Raw genomic sequence first — 15,789 nt, 5'->3', positions numbered from 1 at the left:
ATTCTGAGTTCTTTAAGTGAGATAATTCCCAACGCCTGGGATTTTGAACAGCAGCCAGGCAAAGGGAGCGGAGAGCAGGAAAAAGACCAGGGCAAAAAAGGGCACGGACAGGACGGGAGAAAAGGCCGTCATGGACACTCCCAGCCACTGGAAGATCAGCACCCACAGCTGGTGGATGAGGTAGATTCCAAAGGCAAAGCTCCCCAGGGAATAGACGGAGCGGCGGCGGGAGCGCTCCTCACTGATGCCCAGCACATAGCGGAACAGCACGCACAGGGCCACCGCTGTCAGTACCACGTTGGGAGAGGTGTACTGGTACCAAAGTGCCCTTCCACCGCCCATCAGCCGGTCTCCCATGAGGGTAAGTACCAGCCCCAGGATGCCCAGGATGTACAAAACAAACTCCGAAACACGGCTGATGGTGTAATGGCGCAGGTACCACCCGGCCACATAGCAGCCCACCCAGCCCAGCACCAGATGGACCCGCAGCCGCTCCAGCAGTGCGGCCACCACGCTCTCCGGATGAAACACACTCCACATGGGCAGCAGGCTGGCAAACAGCAGGCACAGAAGAAGGAAATAGCGCACCTCCCCCCGGCTGGCGGAGAAAGTGAAGCGGTGGATCACCGGATGGACCAGATAAAGCCCGATGAGGGGATAGAGCACCCACAGATGGAAGTAGGTGTTGCCCTTGGCGGCAGACACCAGAGCGTTCCAGATGCCGCCCCAGCTCAAAGCCCCGCCCCCCAGCAGATGGGCCGCCACAGCGTACACCGCGCCCCAGAACACCAGCAGGCAGAAGGCCGGCAGAGCCAGCCCCAGCAGGGATGAGGAGACGTTGGGCTTCCCCTCCTCCAGGGCAAACATGCCCCACAGGAGGAAGAGGGCGGGCACCGTCCATGAGGTCAGCCCCTCATACACCGACAGGACCTGCCAGTCTCCGCCGGAGGCAGAGGCCTGTCCGCTCTGAGCCAGCAGCAGAATAATGGCACACAGCACGGTGAAGGCCCGGAAAAAGCCGTGCCAGCCCGGATTTCGGTCACCTTTAGCCATCAGTCATGCTCCGGCACAATCTCAATCCAGTAGCCGTCCGGGTCAGTGATAAAGTAGACGCCCATCTCCAGATTTTCAAAGCAGATGCAGCCCATCTCCTTGTGCCGGGCGTGGAGGGCATCAAACTCATCGGTGCGGAAGGCCAGGTGGAATTCGCACTCGCCCAGGTTGTAGGGCTTGTCCCCCCGGTCCCGCAGCCAGGTCAGCTCCAGCTGGAAGTCACTGCCCGTCTCATCCCCCAGAAACACCAGCTTGAAGGAGCCGTCTTCCGCCTCCTTGGTGCGCACGGGAGAGAGGTTCAGGGCCTTGTGGTAGAACTCCAGGCTCCGGTCCAGATCCACCACGTTAAAATTAAAGTGATAAAACTTTGTCATGCGTATGATTCTCCTTTCCGCGAAGGCCCACTCCCAATGTGGAGAAGGCTCACGGAGTTATTATATCGACAAAGTGCCCTTTTTTCAACAAGAAACCCCGGCCCCGGCGGATTTTCTCCGCTGGGGCCGGGGTCCGATGTTCCGTCAAAGACCACTCAGTCCTTCTCGTGGAGCTTCTTGCCCACATGGGCAATGACCTGGAGCATGGTCAGGGCCGCCAGGCGGGCGGTGCAGCCGGTGGGATCATAGGCGGGGGCCACCTCCACCAGGTCCATAGCCACCACCTTGCCGGTCTCGCAGATGGCCTTCAGCATGTCCATGCTCTCATCGTAGGTGATGCCGCCGGGCAGCGGGGAGGCCGCGCCGGGGGCCAGGGGCATGTCATAGCCGTCAATGTCAAAGGTGATATAGTAGGCCTCGGCGTCGGGAATCTGGTCCAGAACGTACTGGACACCCTTGTCGTGGAGCTCCCGGGCAGAGATGAGGCGGCTGCCGTAGGCCCGGGCATCGTCGTAGTCGGACTTCTTGCCGCTGCCCATGCCGCGCAGGCCGATCTGCACCATGTCGCCGATGTGGTCCATCTCAGACATGCGGCGCATGGGGCTGCCGTTGCCCTGAACCAGGGGACCCACGTTGCTGGTCCAGTCCAGGTGGGCGTCAAACTGGATGACGCAGATCTTCTTACCATACTCCTCCAGGGCCCGGCCCACGGGGATGCTGATGGAGTGGTCACCGCCCATGACGATGGGAATGGCGCCCGCCCGGATGATGCGGCGGACGGCCCGCTCAATGCACTTGAAGGAGTAGTCCCGGTCGCCCTGGAGCACGTCGGCATCGCCGCAGTCGGAGATGGTGATGGGGGCGGCCAGCATCTGCTCATCCGCCTCGTAGTCGTAGTAGCCCACCTCGCCCCGGCCATACTGGGTGGAAGCCTCACGAATACGGCGAGGGCCCATGCGGGACCCGCTCAAGAAGCCCACATCCATGTCAAAGGGGACACCCAGCACGCCGAAGTCGGTCTTCAGCTCATCCAGGTCCAGACAGATGGGGTACCGGCCAAAGGAACAAATGCCCGTAATGGGCTGGCTAATCAATTCAGGACGCATAAACACTCACCTTTCTTTACGTTCTGGTTTTCTTGCGTACAACTGGTTGTTTTTATCCCGCAGCGGGCAGGCATGGGGGCACTCTCCCGCTGACAGTCCACATTATAAGCAGGGCGGCTTTCTTTTTCAACGGTGCAAAAAAAGCCTCTTCTCCCTCCCGGCAAATAAAGGAAAGCGCTAAGGGGCAATGAGCCCTGTTTTGAAAAGAGGGGTCATTTGGCCTTCTTGTCAATCCACTCGGTGCGGAATTTGGAGTAGACAATTTTCTGTTCGCTGTACAGCCCGTAGTAGCCCGAGAGCATATAGGCTACCCCGCAGCACAGGGCGTACAACGGAAGCCCCGCTCCACCAAAGAGCTCATAGGCCAGGAGAATGGAGGTCAACGGACAGTTAGTGGCCCCGCAGAACACCGCCGCCATCCCCAGCGCCCCGGAGAAGGCGTGGGGCAGCCCCAGCATGGGCCCCACCCAGGTGCCAAAGGCGCAGCCGGTAAAGAGCACGGGGACAATTTCGCCGCCCCGGAAGCCCGCGCCTAGGGTGAGGGCGGTAAAGAGGATCTTCAGCAGGAAGGCCTCCGGAATGGTCTCCCCCGCCAGCATGCGGCGGATGACCGCGTCCCCTGCCCCATTGTAATCCTGGGTCCCCACCGCCAGGGTCAGGGCCAGCACCAGCACTCCCCCCACGGCCGCCCGCACCAAGGTGCTGGGGATGTATTTCTCATAGAGGTGGGGCGCGGCGTGCATGACTTTACAAAACAAAATGGACACCAGGGCGCACAGCACCCCCAGGGCGGCCGCCTGGACCATGGACAGCGGCGTCAGCCCGGCCGCCTCCGTCACCGGATACCCGTCCTCCACATGGAGGCCGCAGGCCCGGGCCAGCTGCAGCGCGGTGAGAGAGGCCACCAGGCAGGGCACCATGGCCGCATAGTACATGACCCCCACGCTCACCACTTCCATGGCAAAGACAGCGGCGGTGAGCGGGGTACCAAAGAGGGCGGAAAAGGCGGCCGCCATGCCGCACATGACCAGCATCCGGCTGTCCTTGGCGTCCAGCCGGATGCGCTGGCCCATGTAGGCGGACAGGGCTCCCCCCAGCTGGAGGGCCGCCCCCTCCCGTCCTGCAGAGCCCCCCACCAGGTGGGTAATGACGGTGGCCAGGAAGATCAAGGGCGCCGTGCGCAGCTTCAAAGGCAGTGCCTCCCGCACCGCCACCAGCACCAGGTTGGTGCCCCGGTCCCCCTCCATATGGCAGATGCGGTAGAGCAGCACAATCACCACGCCGCCCACCGGCAGCAGGAGAAGAAGCCGTGGATGGACCGACCGCACATGGGAGGCCCATTCAATGCCCCCGTGGAAAGCCACGCCTACCGCCCCCACCAGCAATCCTGTCACGCAGGCATACAGCAGCCACTTGGTAAAGGCCAGCCCCTCCAGGGCATGCTCCTGCCAACGCCGCTTTGGCTGTTCCATCCTGTTCTCCCCTTCCGGCCGTCCTCTCCTTTGGTTTACACACAACGTATGTGGTTTCATTATAGCATACCGTTTTCTCCTTTGCACCCTGCCCGTTCTGCGGCCCGGAGAAAATTTCAACCACAGTGCGCGTGCTGCTCCGGTCCGCAGTTCCCTACCTCGCCCCTGCCTTTCATCCAACTTTAATCTTTCCACCGTTGATTTTTTGTGCAAAATAGGATATGCTGATGGGTAACCCCGGTTCCTCAAAACACTTTGACCGATGAGAAAAAGGAGAATAACCTTGAACCCAAACAAACCGACCAAACAATCCAAAATGCCCAAAGGACGTCTGAGCCGCACACTGCTCAGCATTGTGATTACGGCCATCGTCGGCTTCCTCTATTTCTACGTTTCCCTGCCTGCCCTGAATTTCCAGGCCAGCGAATTTTACGGTTTCCTTGCCTTCCTCTGCATCGTCTATGTGATCTGCATTTTTGTGCTCTCCGGCGGAAACCCCGATAATGTGGTCCGCACCCCCAAGGAGAAGGCACGGGAGTGGCTGCGCTTTGTAAAGAGCCGCTGCCTGCCGGTAGGGGTACTGTTTGTGGCTATTGTAGTGGTTGCCATTGTGGGACAGATCATCTCCCTGCCTATCTTCCGGGCCGGCTCCTACCGGAATCTGCTGACGGTGGAAGAAGGCAACTTCACCCAGGACATCGCCCAGATCTCCTTCGACAAGATTCCCACCCTGGACCGGGACAGCGCCGAGTACCTGGGCGACCGGCAGATGGGTACCCTCAGCGACATGGTGAGCCAGTTTGAGTATTCCAACGACTCCACCCAGATCAACTACCAGGGCCGGCCTGTGCGGGTGGCTCCCATTGACTACGCCGACCTCATTAAGTGGTTCACCAACCGGGGCGAGGGTCTGCCTGCCTATGTGGTGGTGGACATGGTCACCCAGGAAGCCAACGTGGTGCGCCTTACCGAGGGGATGAAGTACTCCTTCTCCGAGCCTCTCAACCGCAACGTCATGCGCCACCTCCGCTTCCAGTACCCCACTTATATGTTTGATACCCCCCAGTTCGAGATCAACGAGGAGGGCCACCCCTTCTGGATTGCCCCCCGCGTGGTCAAGACCATCGGCCTGTTCGGCGGCCGTGACATCCAGGGCGCGGTGCTCATGGACGCCATCACCGGTGAGAGCACCTACTACGACATTGCCGATGTGCCCTCCTGGGTGGACAATGTGTACACCCCCGCTCTCATCATGGAGCAGTACGACTACTACGGCACGCTCATCAACGGCTTCCTTAACTCCATTCTGGGCCAGCGGGACGTGAGGGTGACCACCGACGGGTACAACTACATCGCCCTCAACGACGATGTGTACATGTACACCGGCGTCACCTCCGCCAATGCCGACCAGTCCAACCTGGGCTTCCTGCTCTCCAACCAGCGCACCAAGGAGACCAAGTTCTACACCGCCCCCGGCGCCACGGAAAATGCCGCCAAGGGCTCCGCCCAGGGCGAGGTGCAGGACCTGGGCTACACCGCCACCTTCCCTTTGCTTCTGAACATTGCCGGGGAGCCCACCTATTTCATCCCCCTGAAGGACGCCAACAACCTGGTGAAGAGCTACGCCATGGTAAACGTGGCCCAGTATCAGGTGGTTACCGTGGCCTCCACCGTGTCCCAGTGTGAGCAGGAGTATATCCGCCAGCTCGCCGACAAGGGCATCACCCAGACTGAGGAGCTGCCCCAGACTCAGGCCAGCGGCACCGTGGCGGAAATCCGCTCCGCTGTGCTGGAGGGCAACACCTACTACTTTATCCGCCTGGAGGGCGAGGAGATCTTCTATTCCCTCTCCGCCGCCCAGAACCGGGAAGTGGTCACCCTGAACGTGGGCGACCGGATCACCGTGGACCACGCCGTGGCCGCGGAGGGGAGCACCTCCTCCATTCTGGACGCCTACTCCCTTACCGTGGACGGGCGGGCACCCCAGAACCAGACCGACCAGGTCCCTCAGACGACCCAGCCTGAGCCCCAGCCGGACTCTGCCGCCTGACACCAAAAAGCCATCCGCGTTATAGGAAACGCGGATGGCTTTTTACTTGCTTGGCTCCCAGCCCTGACAGAGGGCCAGCTTCTTCTGCCGGGACAGCCTCTTGATCTGAACTTCCCGGCGGAGGGCGGAGGATTTGTCCGGCTGCTCCTCCCGGTAGACCAGCTCCAGAGGGCCCCGCCCCCGGGTGTACTTGGCCCCCCGGCCCGCCCGGTGGGCCGCCAGCCGGCGCTCCACGTCGTCGGTAATTCCGGTGTACAGGGTATCGTCCCCGCACCGGAGGATATAGACATACCAGGCCATGGCCCCGCCTCCTTTTTCCCCAGTATAACCCGCCCAGGCCCCGGCTGGCAAGGGGTGCTTTTTCCGGGAGAAGCATTTGAATCTGTGGTTCCTTTGTGGTATTCTGGGAGGGAACCGGCCGCGCAAGCGCGCGGCAGAACAGGGAGGCGCTGCCCATGCGTATGATCATTTCACCGGCCAAGAAAATGCGGGAGGACCCGGACAGCTTTGCCCCGGAAGGGCTGCCCCCCTTTCTCCCGGAGGCGGAGCGCTTGAAACAGCAGCTGCAGGCCATGTCCTACGATCAGCTCAAGGCCCTGTGGCGGTGCAGCGACGCCATCGCCCAGCAGAATGTGGAGCGGCTGGAGGGCATGGACCTGAACAAGCGCCTCACCCCTGCCCTTCTGGCCTACGAGGGCATCCAGTACCGGTATATGGCCCCCGGCGTCTTCGAGAGAGAACAGCTCGACTACATCCGGGAGCACCTGCGCATTCTCTCCGGCTTTTATGGGCTGCTGCGCCCCTTTGACGGGGTAGTACCCTACCGTCTGGAGATGCAGGCCCCCCTGGCGGTAGACGACTGCCGGGACCTGTACGCCTTCTGGGGGGACAAGCTGGCCAAGGCCCTGGCGGAGGAGACGGACACGGTGCTGAACCTGGCCTCCCGGGAGTATAGCCGTGCCGTGGAGCCCCATCTCCCCGCCTCCGCCTCCTTTGTCACCTGCACCTTCGGGGAATTGCAGGGCGGCAAGGTGGTGGAGAAGGGCACCCTGTGCAAGATGGCCCGGGGCGAGATGGTGCGGTGGATGGCGGTCCACCAAATTGAGCGCACCGGGGATCTCACCGCCTTCCAGGCCCTGGGCTACCGCTTCTCCCCCGCCCACTCCAACCAAACCCATCTGGTCTTTTTGAAAGGAGAATTTTAATATGCTGGAAATCGGCACCAAGGCCCCTGACTTTACCCTGTCCGACAAGGACGGAAACCAAGTCTCCCTGTCCCAGTTTCTGGGGAAAAAGGTGATTCTCTACTTCTACCCCAAGGACAGCACCCCCGGCTGCACCCGGCAGGCCTGCGCCTTTGCCGCCCTCTATGGCCAGTTTGAGGCTCTGGGCGCGGTGGTCATCGGCGTGAGCAAGGACTCCGCCGCCTCCCACCAGCGCTTTGCCCAGAAGAACGACCTCCCCTTCCTGCTCCTCTCCGACCCGGAGCTCCAGGCCATTCAGGCCTACGGAGTGTGGCAGGAGAAGAAGCTTTACGGCAAGGTAAGCATGGGCGTGGTGCGCACCACCTACGTCATTGACGAACAGGGCATGATTGAGAAGGTCATGCCCAAGGTAAAGCCGGACACCAACGCCGGGGAGTTGCTGGCCTACCTGCGCGGGGAGGGCTGAGCATGGACAGTGACCTGTTTACCGCCTTCCTGGCCCGGCAGCCCGACCTGGGTGCCATGGGCCGGGAGGAGCTGGAGGACTATCTGGACACCGTCCGGGGTTGGATTGACCGCCTGGACGAGGAGGAACCGGAGGACATGGAGAGCGAGGAATACGAGGCCTGGGGCGACCGCCACGAGGCCCTGGAGGACCTGGCCGACGACATTGTGGACCGGCTGGAGGAGCTGTGATGGAGTTTCCCTTCTGCAAGCTGGAAATCTTTCTGCCCCAAACCCATCTGGACGTCCTGCGTGAGGCCCTCCGGAAGGTGGATGCCGGACACATCGGACGGTATGACAGCTGTCTGTCCTATTCTCCGGTCACCAGCTGCTGGCGGCCCCTGGATGGGGCCGAGCCCTATTTGGGGGAGGTTGGGGCACTGTGCACCCAGCCGGAGCTGAAGGTGGAGGTCACCTGCTCCACCGCCCGGCTGGAGGAGACCTTAGCCGCCGTGAAGGCGGTCCACCCCTACGAAGAGCCGGTGATCAACGTCATTCCCCTCTGGCGCACCGGACTGCAATTTGAGTGATTTGGGAGGAATCATCTATGCTGGCCTATACCTATGTGTCCAAAGGTATGTTTGAGCTGCGGGAGAAGCCCCGTCCCGTGCTCCAGGACCCCCGGGACGCCATTGTCCGGGTGACTCTCTCCAGCATCTGCACCAGCGACCTGCACATCAAGCACGGCTCCGTACCCCGGGCGGTGCCCGGCATCACCGTGGGCCATGAGATGGTAGGCGTGGTGGAGGATCTGGGCTCTGACGTCCACGGGCTCCGCCCCGGCGACCGGGTGGCGGTGAATGTGGAGACCTTCTGCGGCCACTGCTACTTCTGCCGCCACGGCTGGGTGAACAACTGCACCGCCCCCAACGGCGGCTGGGCTCTAGGCTGCCGCATCGACGGCGGCCAGGCGGAATATGTGCGGGTGCCCTACGCTGACCAGGGACTGAGCAAAATCCCGGAAGCGGTCACTGACCGGCAGGCCCTCTTTGTGGGGGACATTCTGGCCACCGGCTACTGGGCGGCGGACATCTCAGAGATCTCCCCGGAGGACACGGTACTTATCCTGGGCGCGGGTCCCACGGGCATCTGCACTCTCCAGTGCGTGCTGCTGAAGAACCCCCGCCAGGTGGTGGTGTGCGAGCGGGACCCGGTCCGTCTGGACTTCGTCCGCCGGCATTATCCCCAGGTGCTTACCCTCCGCCCGGAGGAGGCCTCCGCCTTCCTGGCGGCCCACAGCCCTCACGGCGGAGCCGACCGGGTACTGGAGGTGGCGGGGGGCGAGGACACCTTCTCCCTGGCCTGGCAGTGCGCCCGGCCCAACGCCATCGTCACCGTGGTGGCCCTGTACGACGCTCCCCAGGTGCTCCCTCTGCCCGATATGTACGGTAAAAATCTTACCTTCAAGACCGGAGGCGTGGACGGCTGCAAATGCGGCGAGATTCTGGATCTCATTGCTGCTGGAAAGCTGGACACCACCCCTCTCATCACCCACACCTATCCCCTCTCCCGCATTGAGGAGGCTTACGACCTCTTTGAGCACCGCCGGGACAACGTCATCAAGGTGGCCATTGAGAATCATGCGTGATCCTTTGCCTCCATTCTCCCATACCGATACGCACCCCCTTCGGCTCTGCCGGAGGGGGCTTTTTTCTGTTCCCCTCTTGACAATATCGATATTCGAGATTATACTGCAAGTAGAAATATCGATATTCGAGATTAAGGAGGTGTTGACTGTGCCCCGGGCAAAATTTCAGACGCTGACCGAACAGATGTTCTACATCCTCCTGTGCCTGAGCCAGGAGTGCTGCGGCATCGACATCATGGACCAGGTGCCTGCTATGACGAGGGGCCGGGTCCGGGTGGGCTCGGGCACCCTCTATAACCTGTTGGAACAGTTCGTCCAGGCGGAGATGATCCGGGAAACCCGGGCGGAGGGCCGGAAACGCAGCTACATCCTCACCGAAAAGGGGCGGGAAGCCCTGGAGGAGGAGTACCGCCGCCTGTGCACCCAGACCGCTGACTACCGCCGGATCTTTGGAGAGGAGGCTCCCCAATGAAAGATAGCAAGCGCGATTTCATCCCCTTTTCCCTCTATGACCGCACCGGTATGGCGGCCCACCTGGAAAAACGGGCGGCCCAGGGCTGGCTTTTGGACCGGGTGTCCCCCTGGGGCTGGCGCTACCGCCGGATTCAGCCCCAAAGGCTTCACTATGCGGTCACCTACTACCCCAAAAACTCTGAGTATGCTCCGGCGCCCTCGGAGGAGCAGCTCACCTTCCAGGACTTCTGCGCCCACACCGGCTGGAAGCTGGCCGCCGCCTTCGGGCCTCATCAGTTCTACTACAATGCCGAAGAGGACCCCGTCCCCATTCAGACGGATCCGGGGATCGAGCTGGTCCAAATTGGGAAGGCCTTCCGCCGGGCGCTGCCCATCTACATTGTCTTCCTGCTGCTGGGCCTCTATATGGGGTGCTCCTGGCTGTGGACCCTGGTAAACCGGCCCATCGATCTGTTGTCCAGTACCGGGAACCTCTTCACCGGCGTTTGCTGGCTGCTCCTGTTTGTCTACTTCGCTGCCGATCTTACCGCCTATTTGCTGTGGCGTCGAAAGGCCAAGGCAGCAGCCCAGCTGGGAGAATTTGTCCCCACCTGTGGCTGCCACCGGGTAATGCAGGTGGGAGTGGTTTTAATGCTGCTGTCCCTTGCAGGCTGGCTGCTTACCGACCGGACCCCGGTCCTGTGGTATGTCCTGGTACCCTTTGTACTGGTTACGCTACTGCTGTATGTGGTAGCAGACCGGACCAAGGAACTGCTCAAGCGGCGGAAGACCCCGGCGGGACTCAATCTCTCGGTCACTTGGGCGCTCACCCTGGTACTCTCCTTCCTTCTTATGGGAACCGTCATGTACGGCATGGTCCGGGGGGTGCGCAGCGGTGCCTTCTCCCTGGACGACGGCCCGCCGCCGGTCACGCTCTCCGACCTGGACGCCATTCCGGCGGAGGACTGCCAGGTGACCTCCAGCGTCTCCCGCTCCGCTTTTCTCTCCCACGCCCAGTACTGGATGCACACCCAGCCTGCCACGGAGGATTACAGCTCCCTGACCTACACCGTGGTGGACGTGCACCTCCCCTGGCTCTATGATGCCTGCCTCAACCAGCTGCTCCATGAGAAGGACGATCTGGGCGTCTTTGAAGAGGACGAGGAGCCGGTCTCCCGCTATGGCTACCGCGCCGCCGATCCCGCTTCCTGGGGCGCGGAACAGGCCTGGCAGCTATATACCCCCGAGGGCCGGGCGCTGGAGAACTACATCCTCTGCTGGGACAACCGACTGGTGGTCTTTGAGTCCAACCCGGACGGCCTGACGGCGGAGCAGATGGTCCTGGTGGGGGAACTGCTGGCCCCGACGTAACGGGTTCTAAGCTCCCTCCGCCCTGCCCGGCCGGGGTACCCATAGAACGGGAGTGCCCTCCACCGCCGGAGCCAGGGTACACTGTGGGAAAGGAAACTCCACACGGTCCTCATAGAGACAGTACTCCTCTGTTGGCAGAAGGGCCTTAAGCCTGCTCTGCCAGTTGGAATCCAGAACGCATCCCCCGGCCCTCTGCAGCTGCTCGCCCTGCTCTGCGAGCTGATGGCAGAGGGCCTTTTTCCATCCCCGCTTCCGGGGCAGTACCTCCCCCAGGGGCAGAGGGGTTCCCTCCTTTACCTTCCACACATCTCCCCAGCACACCCGGAAGGGCCGCCCATCTCCCCAGGTCTCCCACGCCTGCAGCTTCAGTCCCAGGCAGTTCTCCTCCTCCAGGGTCACTTCCCCCTCCAGAGCGCACCGCCAGGGCGTAAAGGGCCGGGCCTGCGCCCGGCATTCGGCCAGCTGCAGGCAGGCCCGGCAGTACACCTCCCGCCGCCACCGCTCCCGCCAGCGCTCGGCCATGGCACCGTAGCCCCGGCTCAGCCTCCTGCCTCCCGCTCCGCCCCCCTCCACCTGCGGCCAGCGGAGGCTATATTCCAGCACCGGCTCACCGTCCAGGGTCAGTGTCTTCTCCTCCTCCCGCCAAACAACCGTCCAAGCGCCTGTTTCTCCCATGAAACTGCCCCCTCCTCTTCGTTTTTCCAGCCTATGCCTCCTGGCGCTCTCAGGTGCCGCCGTCTCCCGCGCCTTCAAAATTTCAACTGAATTTTTTAATTTTTTATGTATTTCTCCTTTTCTGTTTACTTTCGTATTTTAGTCTGTTAAAATAAGGAAAACGGGGCCGCTGCGCCGCCCCAAACGTACGGAAGGAGACTACTATGTCTAAATTTTTGGATAAGCCGTCCAGCGATACTCTGTATCGCGCCATTGTTTCCCTGCAGGATGAGGACGAGTGCCGCAAGTTTCTTCAGGATCTGTGCACCGTTTCCGAGCTGAAGGCCATGGAACAGCGGATGGAAGTAGCGATGCTGCTGGATGACGGGCTGATTTACAGCGAGATTCTGGAGCGCACCGGAGCCTCCAGCGCCACCATCAGCCGCGTCAACCGCTGCCTTCATTACGGCGCCGACGGTTATCGCACGATCATTCCCCGCCTGAAGGAGGAGGGCCAGTGAGCAGCTACGGCTTTTTGGCCGGCTGCTATGACGAGCTGACCTACGACGTGGACTACGCCGCCTGGGCAGACTATGTGGAAAAGCACTTTACCCGCCATGGTCTGCCCGGACAGACGGTGCTGGACCTGGCCTGCGGCACCGGCTCCCTCACCTGGGAGCTGGCAAAACGGGGCTACGAGATGATCGGTGTGGACCGCTCTCCTGAGATGCTGGCCCAGGCCGCAGAAAAGGACGGGACCGACGTCCCCATCGCCCCCATGTTCCTGTGCCAGAGCATGGAGGACTTGGACTTATACGGCACCATTGACGCCTGCGTCTGCTGTCTGGACAGCGTCAATTATGTTACCGACCCCAAGAAACTGCGTCGGGCCTTTCAGCGGGTCCACTTGTTCCTCATGCCCGGGGGGCTGTTCCTCTTTGACATCAACACGCCAGAAAAGCTGATGGGCCTGGACGGCCAGGTGTTTCTGGATGAGACAGAGGACAGCTACTGTGTCTGGCGGGCTGAGTACTCCAAGCGCAGCCGGCTGTGCTCCTACTTTATGGACATTTTCCGGCTGGATCCGGACTCGGGGCAGTGGGATCGGGGCGAGGAGCTCCATCAGGAGCGCGCCTACTCGGTGGAGGAGCTCACAGAGTTCCTGCGCCAGGCTGGGTTTGGCCAAATTCAGGTCTACGGAAATTTAAGACTGCGCCCCCCGCGCCCCGGGGAGGAGCGGATCTTCTTTGTTGCACGAAAGGATTCTTAACCCTATGCAGGATGAAATTGTCAGAGCAATGACACGGGACGGCCTTGTAAAGGCCGTCTCTGTCACGGGCACCGCCCTGGTGGAGCGGGCCCGTCAGATTCACACCACCCTTCCCACCGCCACCGCCGCCCTGGGCCGTGCCCTTCTGGGCGCCTCTATGATGGGAGACATGCTGAAGGAGGAACAGGGTGCCCTCACCCTTCAGATCAAGGGCGGCGGCCCCCTGGGCACCGTGCTGGCCGTCTCCGACTGTGAGGGCAACGTGCGGGGCTATGTCCAGAATCCCCATGTGGAGCTGATGGAAAAACGACCGGGCAAACTGGACGTGGGCGCGGCCGTGGGCACCGACGGAACCCTGACCGTCATCAAGGACATCGGTCTCAAGGAGCCCTACGTGGGGTCCATCGGCCTGTTCTCCGGGGAAATTGCCGACGATCTGGCCATGTATTTCGTGGAGAGCGAGCAGATTCCCACTGCCTGCGCCCTGGGCGTGCTCATCGGTACCGACCAGAGCGTCACGGCTGCCGGCGGCTATCTCATTCAGCTGCTGCCCGGCGCCGGAGAGGACATTATCTCCCGCATTGAGGCGGGCGTGCAGCGGGTGGGCTCCGTAAGCCACATACTGGCGGAGGGGACCGACGGCCAGGGTCTTCTGGAGGCAGTGCTCTCTGACTTCGATCTGGAGATTCTGGAGAAGCACCCGGTGGAGTACCGCTGCTACTGTTCCCGGGATCGGGTGACCCGTGCCCTCATCAGTATGGGCCGGGAGGAGCTGTCCTCCCTCATCGCAGAGCAGGGTCAGGCCGATCTGACCTGCCAGTTCTGTGACAAGGTCTACCACTACACCAAAGAAGAGCTGGAGGCACTGCTGGAAGGCATGGGCCCAGCGTGATCGTTCTTCACAACAAAAAACCGGGAGGCCCTCAAGCCTCCCGGTCTTTTTTTCGTTACCGCTCGCTGTTGGTCAGTGCCTCCAGCACCGCGTAGCGCTCCATTTCAAACTGCTTGCTCATGGCCAGCGCCGCCTCCATGTCCAGATCCACAATCCGTCCATCCTGGGTGGCAATGATGCGGTTGCCACGGCCTTCCTCCAGGGAAATGACCGCCTCGTAGCCCATGCGGCTGGCCGTCTCACGGTCCCGGGCCGTGGGGGAACCGCCGCGCTGGATATGGCCCAGCACAGTGACCCGGGGATCGATGCCCGTCTCCTCATGAATGCGCTTGGCAATGTCAAAGGCGCTGCCGGCACCCTCAGCCACCACCACCATATAGTGGGTGGTGCCCGCCAGACGGGCCCGGCGAATCTTCTCCACCACGTCCTGCTCAAAATCCACAGGCCGCTCCGGAATGAGGACCGCCGTGGCACCCACCGCAATGCCCACATACAGGGCCAGATAGCCGGCGTGACGGCCCATCACCTCCACCACGGAGCAGCGCTCGTGGGACTGCATGGTGTCTCTCAGCTTATCGATACACTCCACAGCTGTGTTGCAGGCGGTATCAAAGCCGATGGTATAATGGGAGCAGCCGATGTCGTTGTCGATGGTGGCGGGGATTCCCACCACCTCCAGCTTGTGCCCGGTCTCGGCCACCTGACGGGACAGAGCCAGGGCGCCCCGGAAAGTACCGTCGCCGCCAATGGCCACAATACCGTCCAGTCCCAGCAGCTTGCAGGTCGCGATCGCCTTTTCCCGGCCTTCAGGCTGCATGAACTCCTTGCTTCGGGCAGTATAGAGGATGGTTCCTCCCTTATTGATGATATGACTGACGCTGGAGGCATTCATCGGAACAAAGTCGCTGTTGATGAGTCCGCTCCAGCCCCTTCGGATGCCGACACATTCGATTCCCCGGCTCACCGCCGTACGGACCACTGCACGTACCGCAGCATTCATGCCGGGGGCGTCACCGCCGCTGGTCAGGACTCCCAGTCGTTTTACCTTGCTTTCCATGGTTTGGAACCCTCCTTTATATGCCTGGCACTGCCAGGGCCTTTGGAAACGTTTTATCGCCTTATTATGTCATTACACGGGTCGATTGTCAAGAAATCTCACGCGCTTCCAATGTCCCATTTAGCCTTCCCAGACCCCAGCCGATACCGCCGGAAATTTTTTTGGAAATTTTTCGTTTTCCTGTTGACAACTCCCTCATGGTTTAGTATAATAACGAAGCCGTCGCGAGAGCAGGCAACTTTCCCGGGAGCATAGCTCAGCTGGTAGAGCACATGCCTTACAAGCATGGGGTCACAGGTTCGAGCCCTGTTGTTCCCACCACTTCCCCCCATGACTACCTGGCTCGGTAGTTCAGTTGGTTAGAACGCCGGCCTGTCACGCCGGAGGTCGAGGGTTCAAGTCCCTTCCGAGTCGCCATTTGCCTCTGTAGCTCAGTTGGTAGAGCAGAGGACTGAAAATCCTCGTGTCGTTGGTTCGATTCCGACCGGAGGCACCATCCCCTGCAAGGGAAACCTTGCGGGGGACCCCAAAAATGCGAGTGTAGCTCATCTGGTAGAGCGCCACCTTGCCAAGGTGGAGGTAGCGAGTTCGAGCCTCGTCACTCGCTCCAATTACGGAGCAAAGAATCCTTTGCTCCGTCTTTAATAAGGTGCCATAGCCAAGTGGTAAGGCAGAGCTCTGCAAAAGCTCCACTCCCCAGTTCAAATCTGGGTGGCACCTCCAAAAAGAAACACCAGCCT

At 61.3% G+C, this 15,789-nt stretch carries 18 protein-coding genes and 5 tRNA genes; 16 read left to right on the top strand and 7 right to left on the bottom strand.

Annotation, left to right across the window (positions count from 1 at the left end; genetic code table 11):
• Window positions 1–12: 12 nt before the first annotated feature.
• The 4 genes from DWX58_RS02025 to DWX58_RS02010 all read right to left on the bottom strand — a co-directional run bounded on the left by DWX58_RS02025 (window position 13) and on the right by DWX58_RS02010 (window position 4,005).
• Entirely contained in the window at window positions 13–1,053 is a 1,041-nt protein-coding gene (locus tag DWX58_RS02025) for an acyltransferase family protein (protein WP_118641334.1), read from the bottom strand.
• Entirely contained in the window at window positions 1,053–1,427 is a 375-nt protein-coding gene (locus DWX58_RS02020; RefSeq protein WP_118641333.1) for a VOC family protein, read from the bottom strand. Before DWX58_RS02020 ends, DWX58_RS02025 begins: the two co-directional genes overlap by 1 nt.
• Window positions 1,428–1,582: 155 nt before the next feature.
• On the bottom strand, window positions 1,583–2,533 hold the full coding sequence (locus DWX58_RS02015) for an agmatinase (RefSeq protein ID WP_118641332.1): 951 nt from the start codon (window positions 2,531–2,533) through the stop codon (window positions 1,583–1,585).
• Window positions 2,534–2,745: 212 nt separating this feature from the next.
• Window positions 2,746–4,005, bottom strand: coding sequence for a chloride channel protein (locus DWX58_RS02010; protein WP_118641331.1), 1,260 nt, complete (start codon window positions 4,003–4,005; stop codon window positions 2,746–2,748).
• A gap of 316 nt (window positions 4,006–4,321) precedes the next feature.
• Between DWX58_RS02010 and DWX58_RS02005 the strand changes: the two genes are divergently transcribed.
• Window positions 4,322–6,055 carry a CvpA family protein gene (locus tag DWX58_RS02005; protein WP_118641504.1) on the top strand — a complete coding sequence of 578 codons (1,734 nt, stop codon included), beginning with the start codon at window positions 4,322–4,324 and terminating at the stop codon, window positions 6,053–6,055.
• Between the two features lie 42 nt (window positions 6,056–6,097).
• Here DWX58_RS02005 and DWX58_RS02000 read toward each other — a convergent pair whose 3' ends face one another.
• Window positions 6,098–6,355: a GIY-YIG nuclease family protein gene (locus tag DWX58_RS02000; protein WP_118641330.1), complete on the bottom strand. Its 258-nt coding sequence runs from the start codon at window positions 6,353–6,355 to the stop codon at window positions 6,098–6,100.
• Window positions 6,356–6,510: 155 nt separating this feature from the next.
• Here DWX58_RS02000 and yaaA point away from each other — a divergent pair, with 155 nt between their 5' ends.
• From yaaA to DWX58_RS15825, 7 genes are all read left to right on the top strand, one after another.
• Complete coding sequence (yaaA, locus tag DWX58_RS01995; protein WP_118641329.1) at window positions 6,511–7,260, top strand: peroxide stress protein YaaA; 750 nt, start codon at window positions 6,511–6,513, stop codon at window positions 7,258–7,260.
• A 1-nt stretch (window position 7,261) separates the two neighbouring features.
• Window positions 7,262–7,726, top strand: coding sequence for a thioredoxin-dependent thiol peroxidase (gene bcp, locus DWX58_RS01990; protein ID WP_118641328.1), 465 nt, complete (start codon window positions 7,262–7,264; stop codon window positions 7,724–7,726).
• 2 nt (window positions 7,727–7,728) lie between these two features.
• Window positions 7,729–7,956 carry a hypothetical protein gene (locus DWX58_RS01985; RefSeq protein WP_118641327.1) on the top strand — a complete coding sequence of 76 codons (228 nt, stop codon included), beginning with the start codon at window positions 7,729–7,731 and terminating at the stop codon, window positions 7,954–7,956.
• The gene (locus tag DWX58_RS01980; protein ID WP_118641326.1) at window positions 7,956–8,294 is read left to right on the top strand and encodes a cytochrome C biogenesis protein; all 339 of its coding nucleotides are present in this window, start codon (window positions 7,956–7,958) and stop codon (window positions 8,292–8,294) included. Before DWX58_RS01985 ends, DWX58_RS01980 begins: the two co-directional genes overlap by 1 nt.
• Before the next feature lie 17 nt (window positions 8,295–8,311).
• Window positions 8,312–9,352, top strand: a complete 1,041-nt coding sequence (locus DWX58_RS01975; RefSeq protein WP_118641325.1) for an alcohol dehydrogenase — start codon at window positions 8,312–8,314, stop codon at window positions 9,350–9,352.
• A gap of 148 nt (window positions 9,353–9,500) precedes the next feature.
• Window positions 9,501–9,824: a PadR family transcriptional regulator gene (locus DWX58_RS01970; RefSeq protein WP_118641324.1), complete on the top strand. Its 324-nt coding sequence runs from the start codon at window positions 9,501–9,503 to the stop codon at window positions 9,822–9,824.
• Window positions 9,821–11,176 (top strand): DUF2812 domain-containing protein, encoded by a 1,356-nt coding sequence (locus DWX58_RS15825; protein ID WP_118641323.1) that lies wholly within the window; start codon window positions 9,821–9,823, stop codon window positions 11,174–11,176. Before DWX58_RS01970 ends, DWX58_RS15825 begins: the two co-directional genes overlap by 4 nt.
• Window positions 11,177–11,182: 6 nt before the next feature.
• Here DWX58_RS15825 and DWX58_RS01960 read toward each other — a convergent pair whose 3' ends face one another.
• Window positions 11,183–11,851: a hypothetical protein gene (locus DWX58_RS01960; protein ID WP_118641322.1), complete on the bottom strand. Its 669-nt coding sequence runs from the start codon at window positions 11,849–11,851 to the stop codon at window positions 11,183–11,185.
• Window positions 11,852–12,054: 203 nt separating this feature from the next.
• Between DWX58_RS01960 and DWX58_RS01955 the strand changes: the two genes are divergently transcribed.
• Genes DWX58_RS01955 through hslO form a run of 3 tightly spaced genes read left to right on the top strand, consistent with a single transcriptional unit; the run spans window position 12,055 to window position 13,992 of the window.
• Window positions 12,055–12,351, top strand: coding sequence for a YerC/YecD family TrpR-related protein (locus DWX58_RS01955; protein ID WP_118641321.1), 297 nt, complete (start codon window positions 12,055–12,057; stop codon window positions 12,349–12,351).
• On the top strand, window positions 12,348–13,100 hold the full coding sequence (locus tag DWX58_RS01950) for a class I SAM-dependent methyltransferase (protein ID WP_118641320.1): 753 nt from the start codon (window positions 12,348–12,350) through the stop codon (window positions 13,098–13,100). Before DWX58_RS01955 ends, DWX58_RS01950 begins: the two co-directional genes overlap by 4 nt.
• Window positions 13,101–13,104: 4 nt before the next feature.
• Window positions 13,105–13,992 carry an Hsp33 family molecular chaperone HslO gene (gene hslO, locus DWX58_RS01945; protein WP_118641319.1) on the top strand — a complete coding sequence of 296 codons (888 nt, stop codon included), beginning with the start codon at window positions 13,105–13,107 and terminating at the stop codon, window positions 13,990–13,992.
• 55 nt (window positions 13,993–14,047) lie between these two features.
• Here the strand turns inward: hslO and pfkA are convergent, their stop codons facing one another.
• The gene (pfkA, locus tag DWX58_RS01940) at window positions 14,048–15,049 is read right to left on the bottom strand and encodes a 6-phosphofructokinase (protein ID WP_118641318.1); all 1,002 of its coding nucleotides are present in this window, start codon (window positions 15,047–15,049) and stop codon (window positions 14,048–14,050) included.
• Window positions 15,050–15,294: 245 nt separating this feature from the next.
• Between pfkA and DWX58_RS01935 the strand changes: the two genes are divergently transcribed.
• The 5 genes from DWX58_RS01935 to DWX58_RS01915 all read left to right on the top strand — a co-directional run bounded on the left by DWX58_RS01935 (window position 15,295) and on the right by DWX58_RS01915 (window position 15,772).
• Window positions 15,295–15,370, top strand: a tRNA-Val gene (locus DWX58_RS01935).
• 19 nt (window positions 15,371–15,389) lie between these two features.
• A tRNA-Asp gene (locus DWX58_RS01930) sits at window positions 15,390–15,466 on the top strand.
• 3 nt (window positions 15,467–15,469) lie between these two features.
• Window positions 15,470–15,545, top strand: a tRNA-Phe gene (locus DWX58_RS01925).
• A gap of 38 nt (window positions 15,546–15,583) precedes the next feature.
• A tRNA-Gly gene (locus DWX58_RS01920) sits at window positions 15,584–15,659 on the top strand.
• Window positions 15,660–15,697: 38 nt separating this feature from the next.
• Window positions 15,698–15,772, top strand: a tRNA-Cys gene (locus DWX58_RS01915).
• Window positions 15,773–15,789 lie beyond the last annotated feature (17 nt).

This window comes from Pseudoflavonifractor sp. AF19-9AC (assembly GCF_003478995.1).
Lineage (GTDB): Bacteria > Bacillota > Clostridia > Oscillospirales > Oscillospiraceae > Lawsonibacter.
Note: the sequence above shows the minus strand (reverse complement) of the source record. Positions and strands in the feature narration are given on the sequence as shown.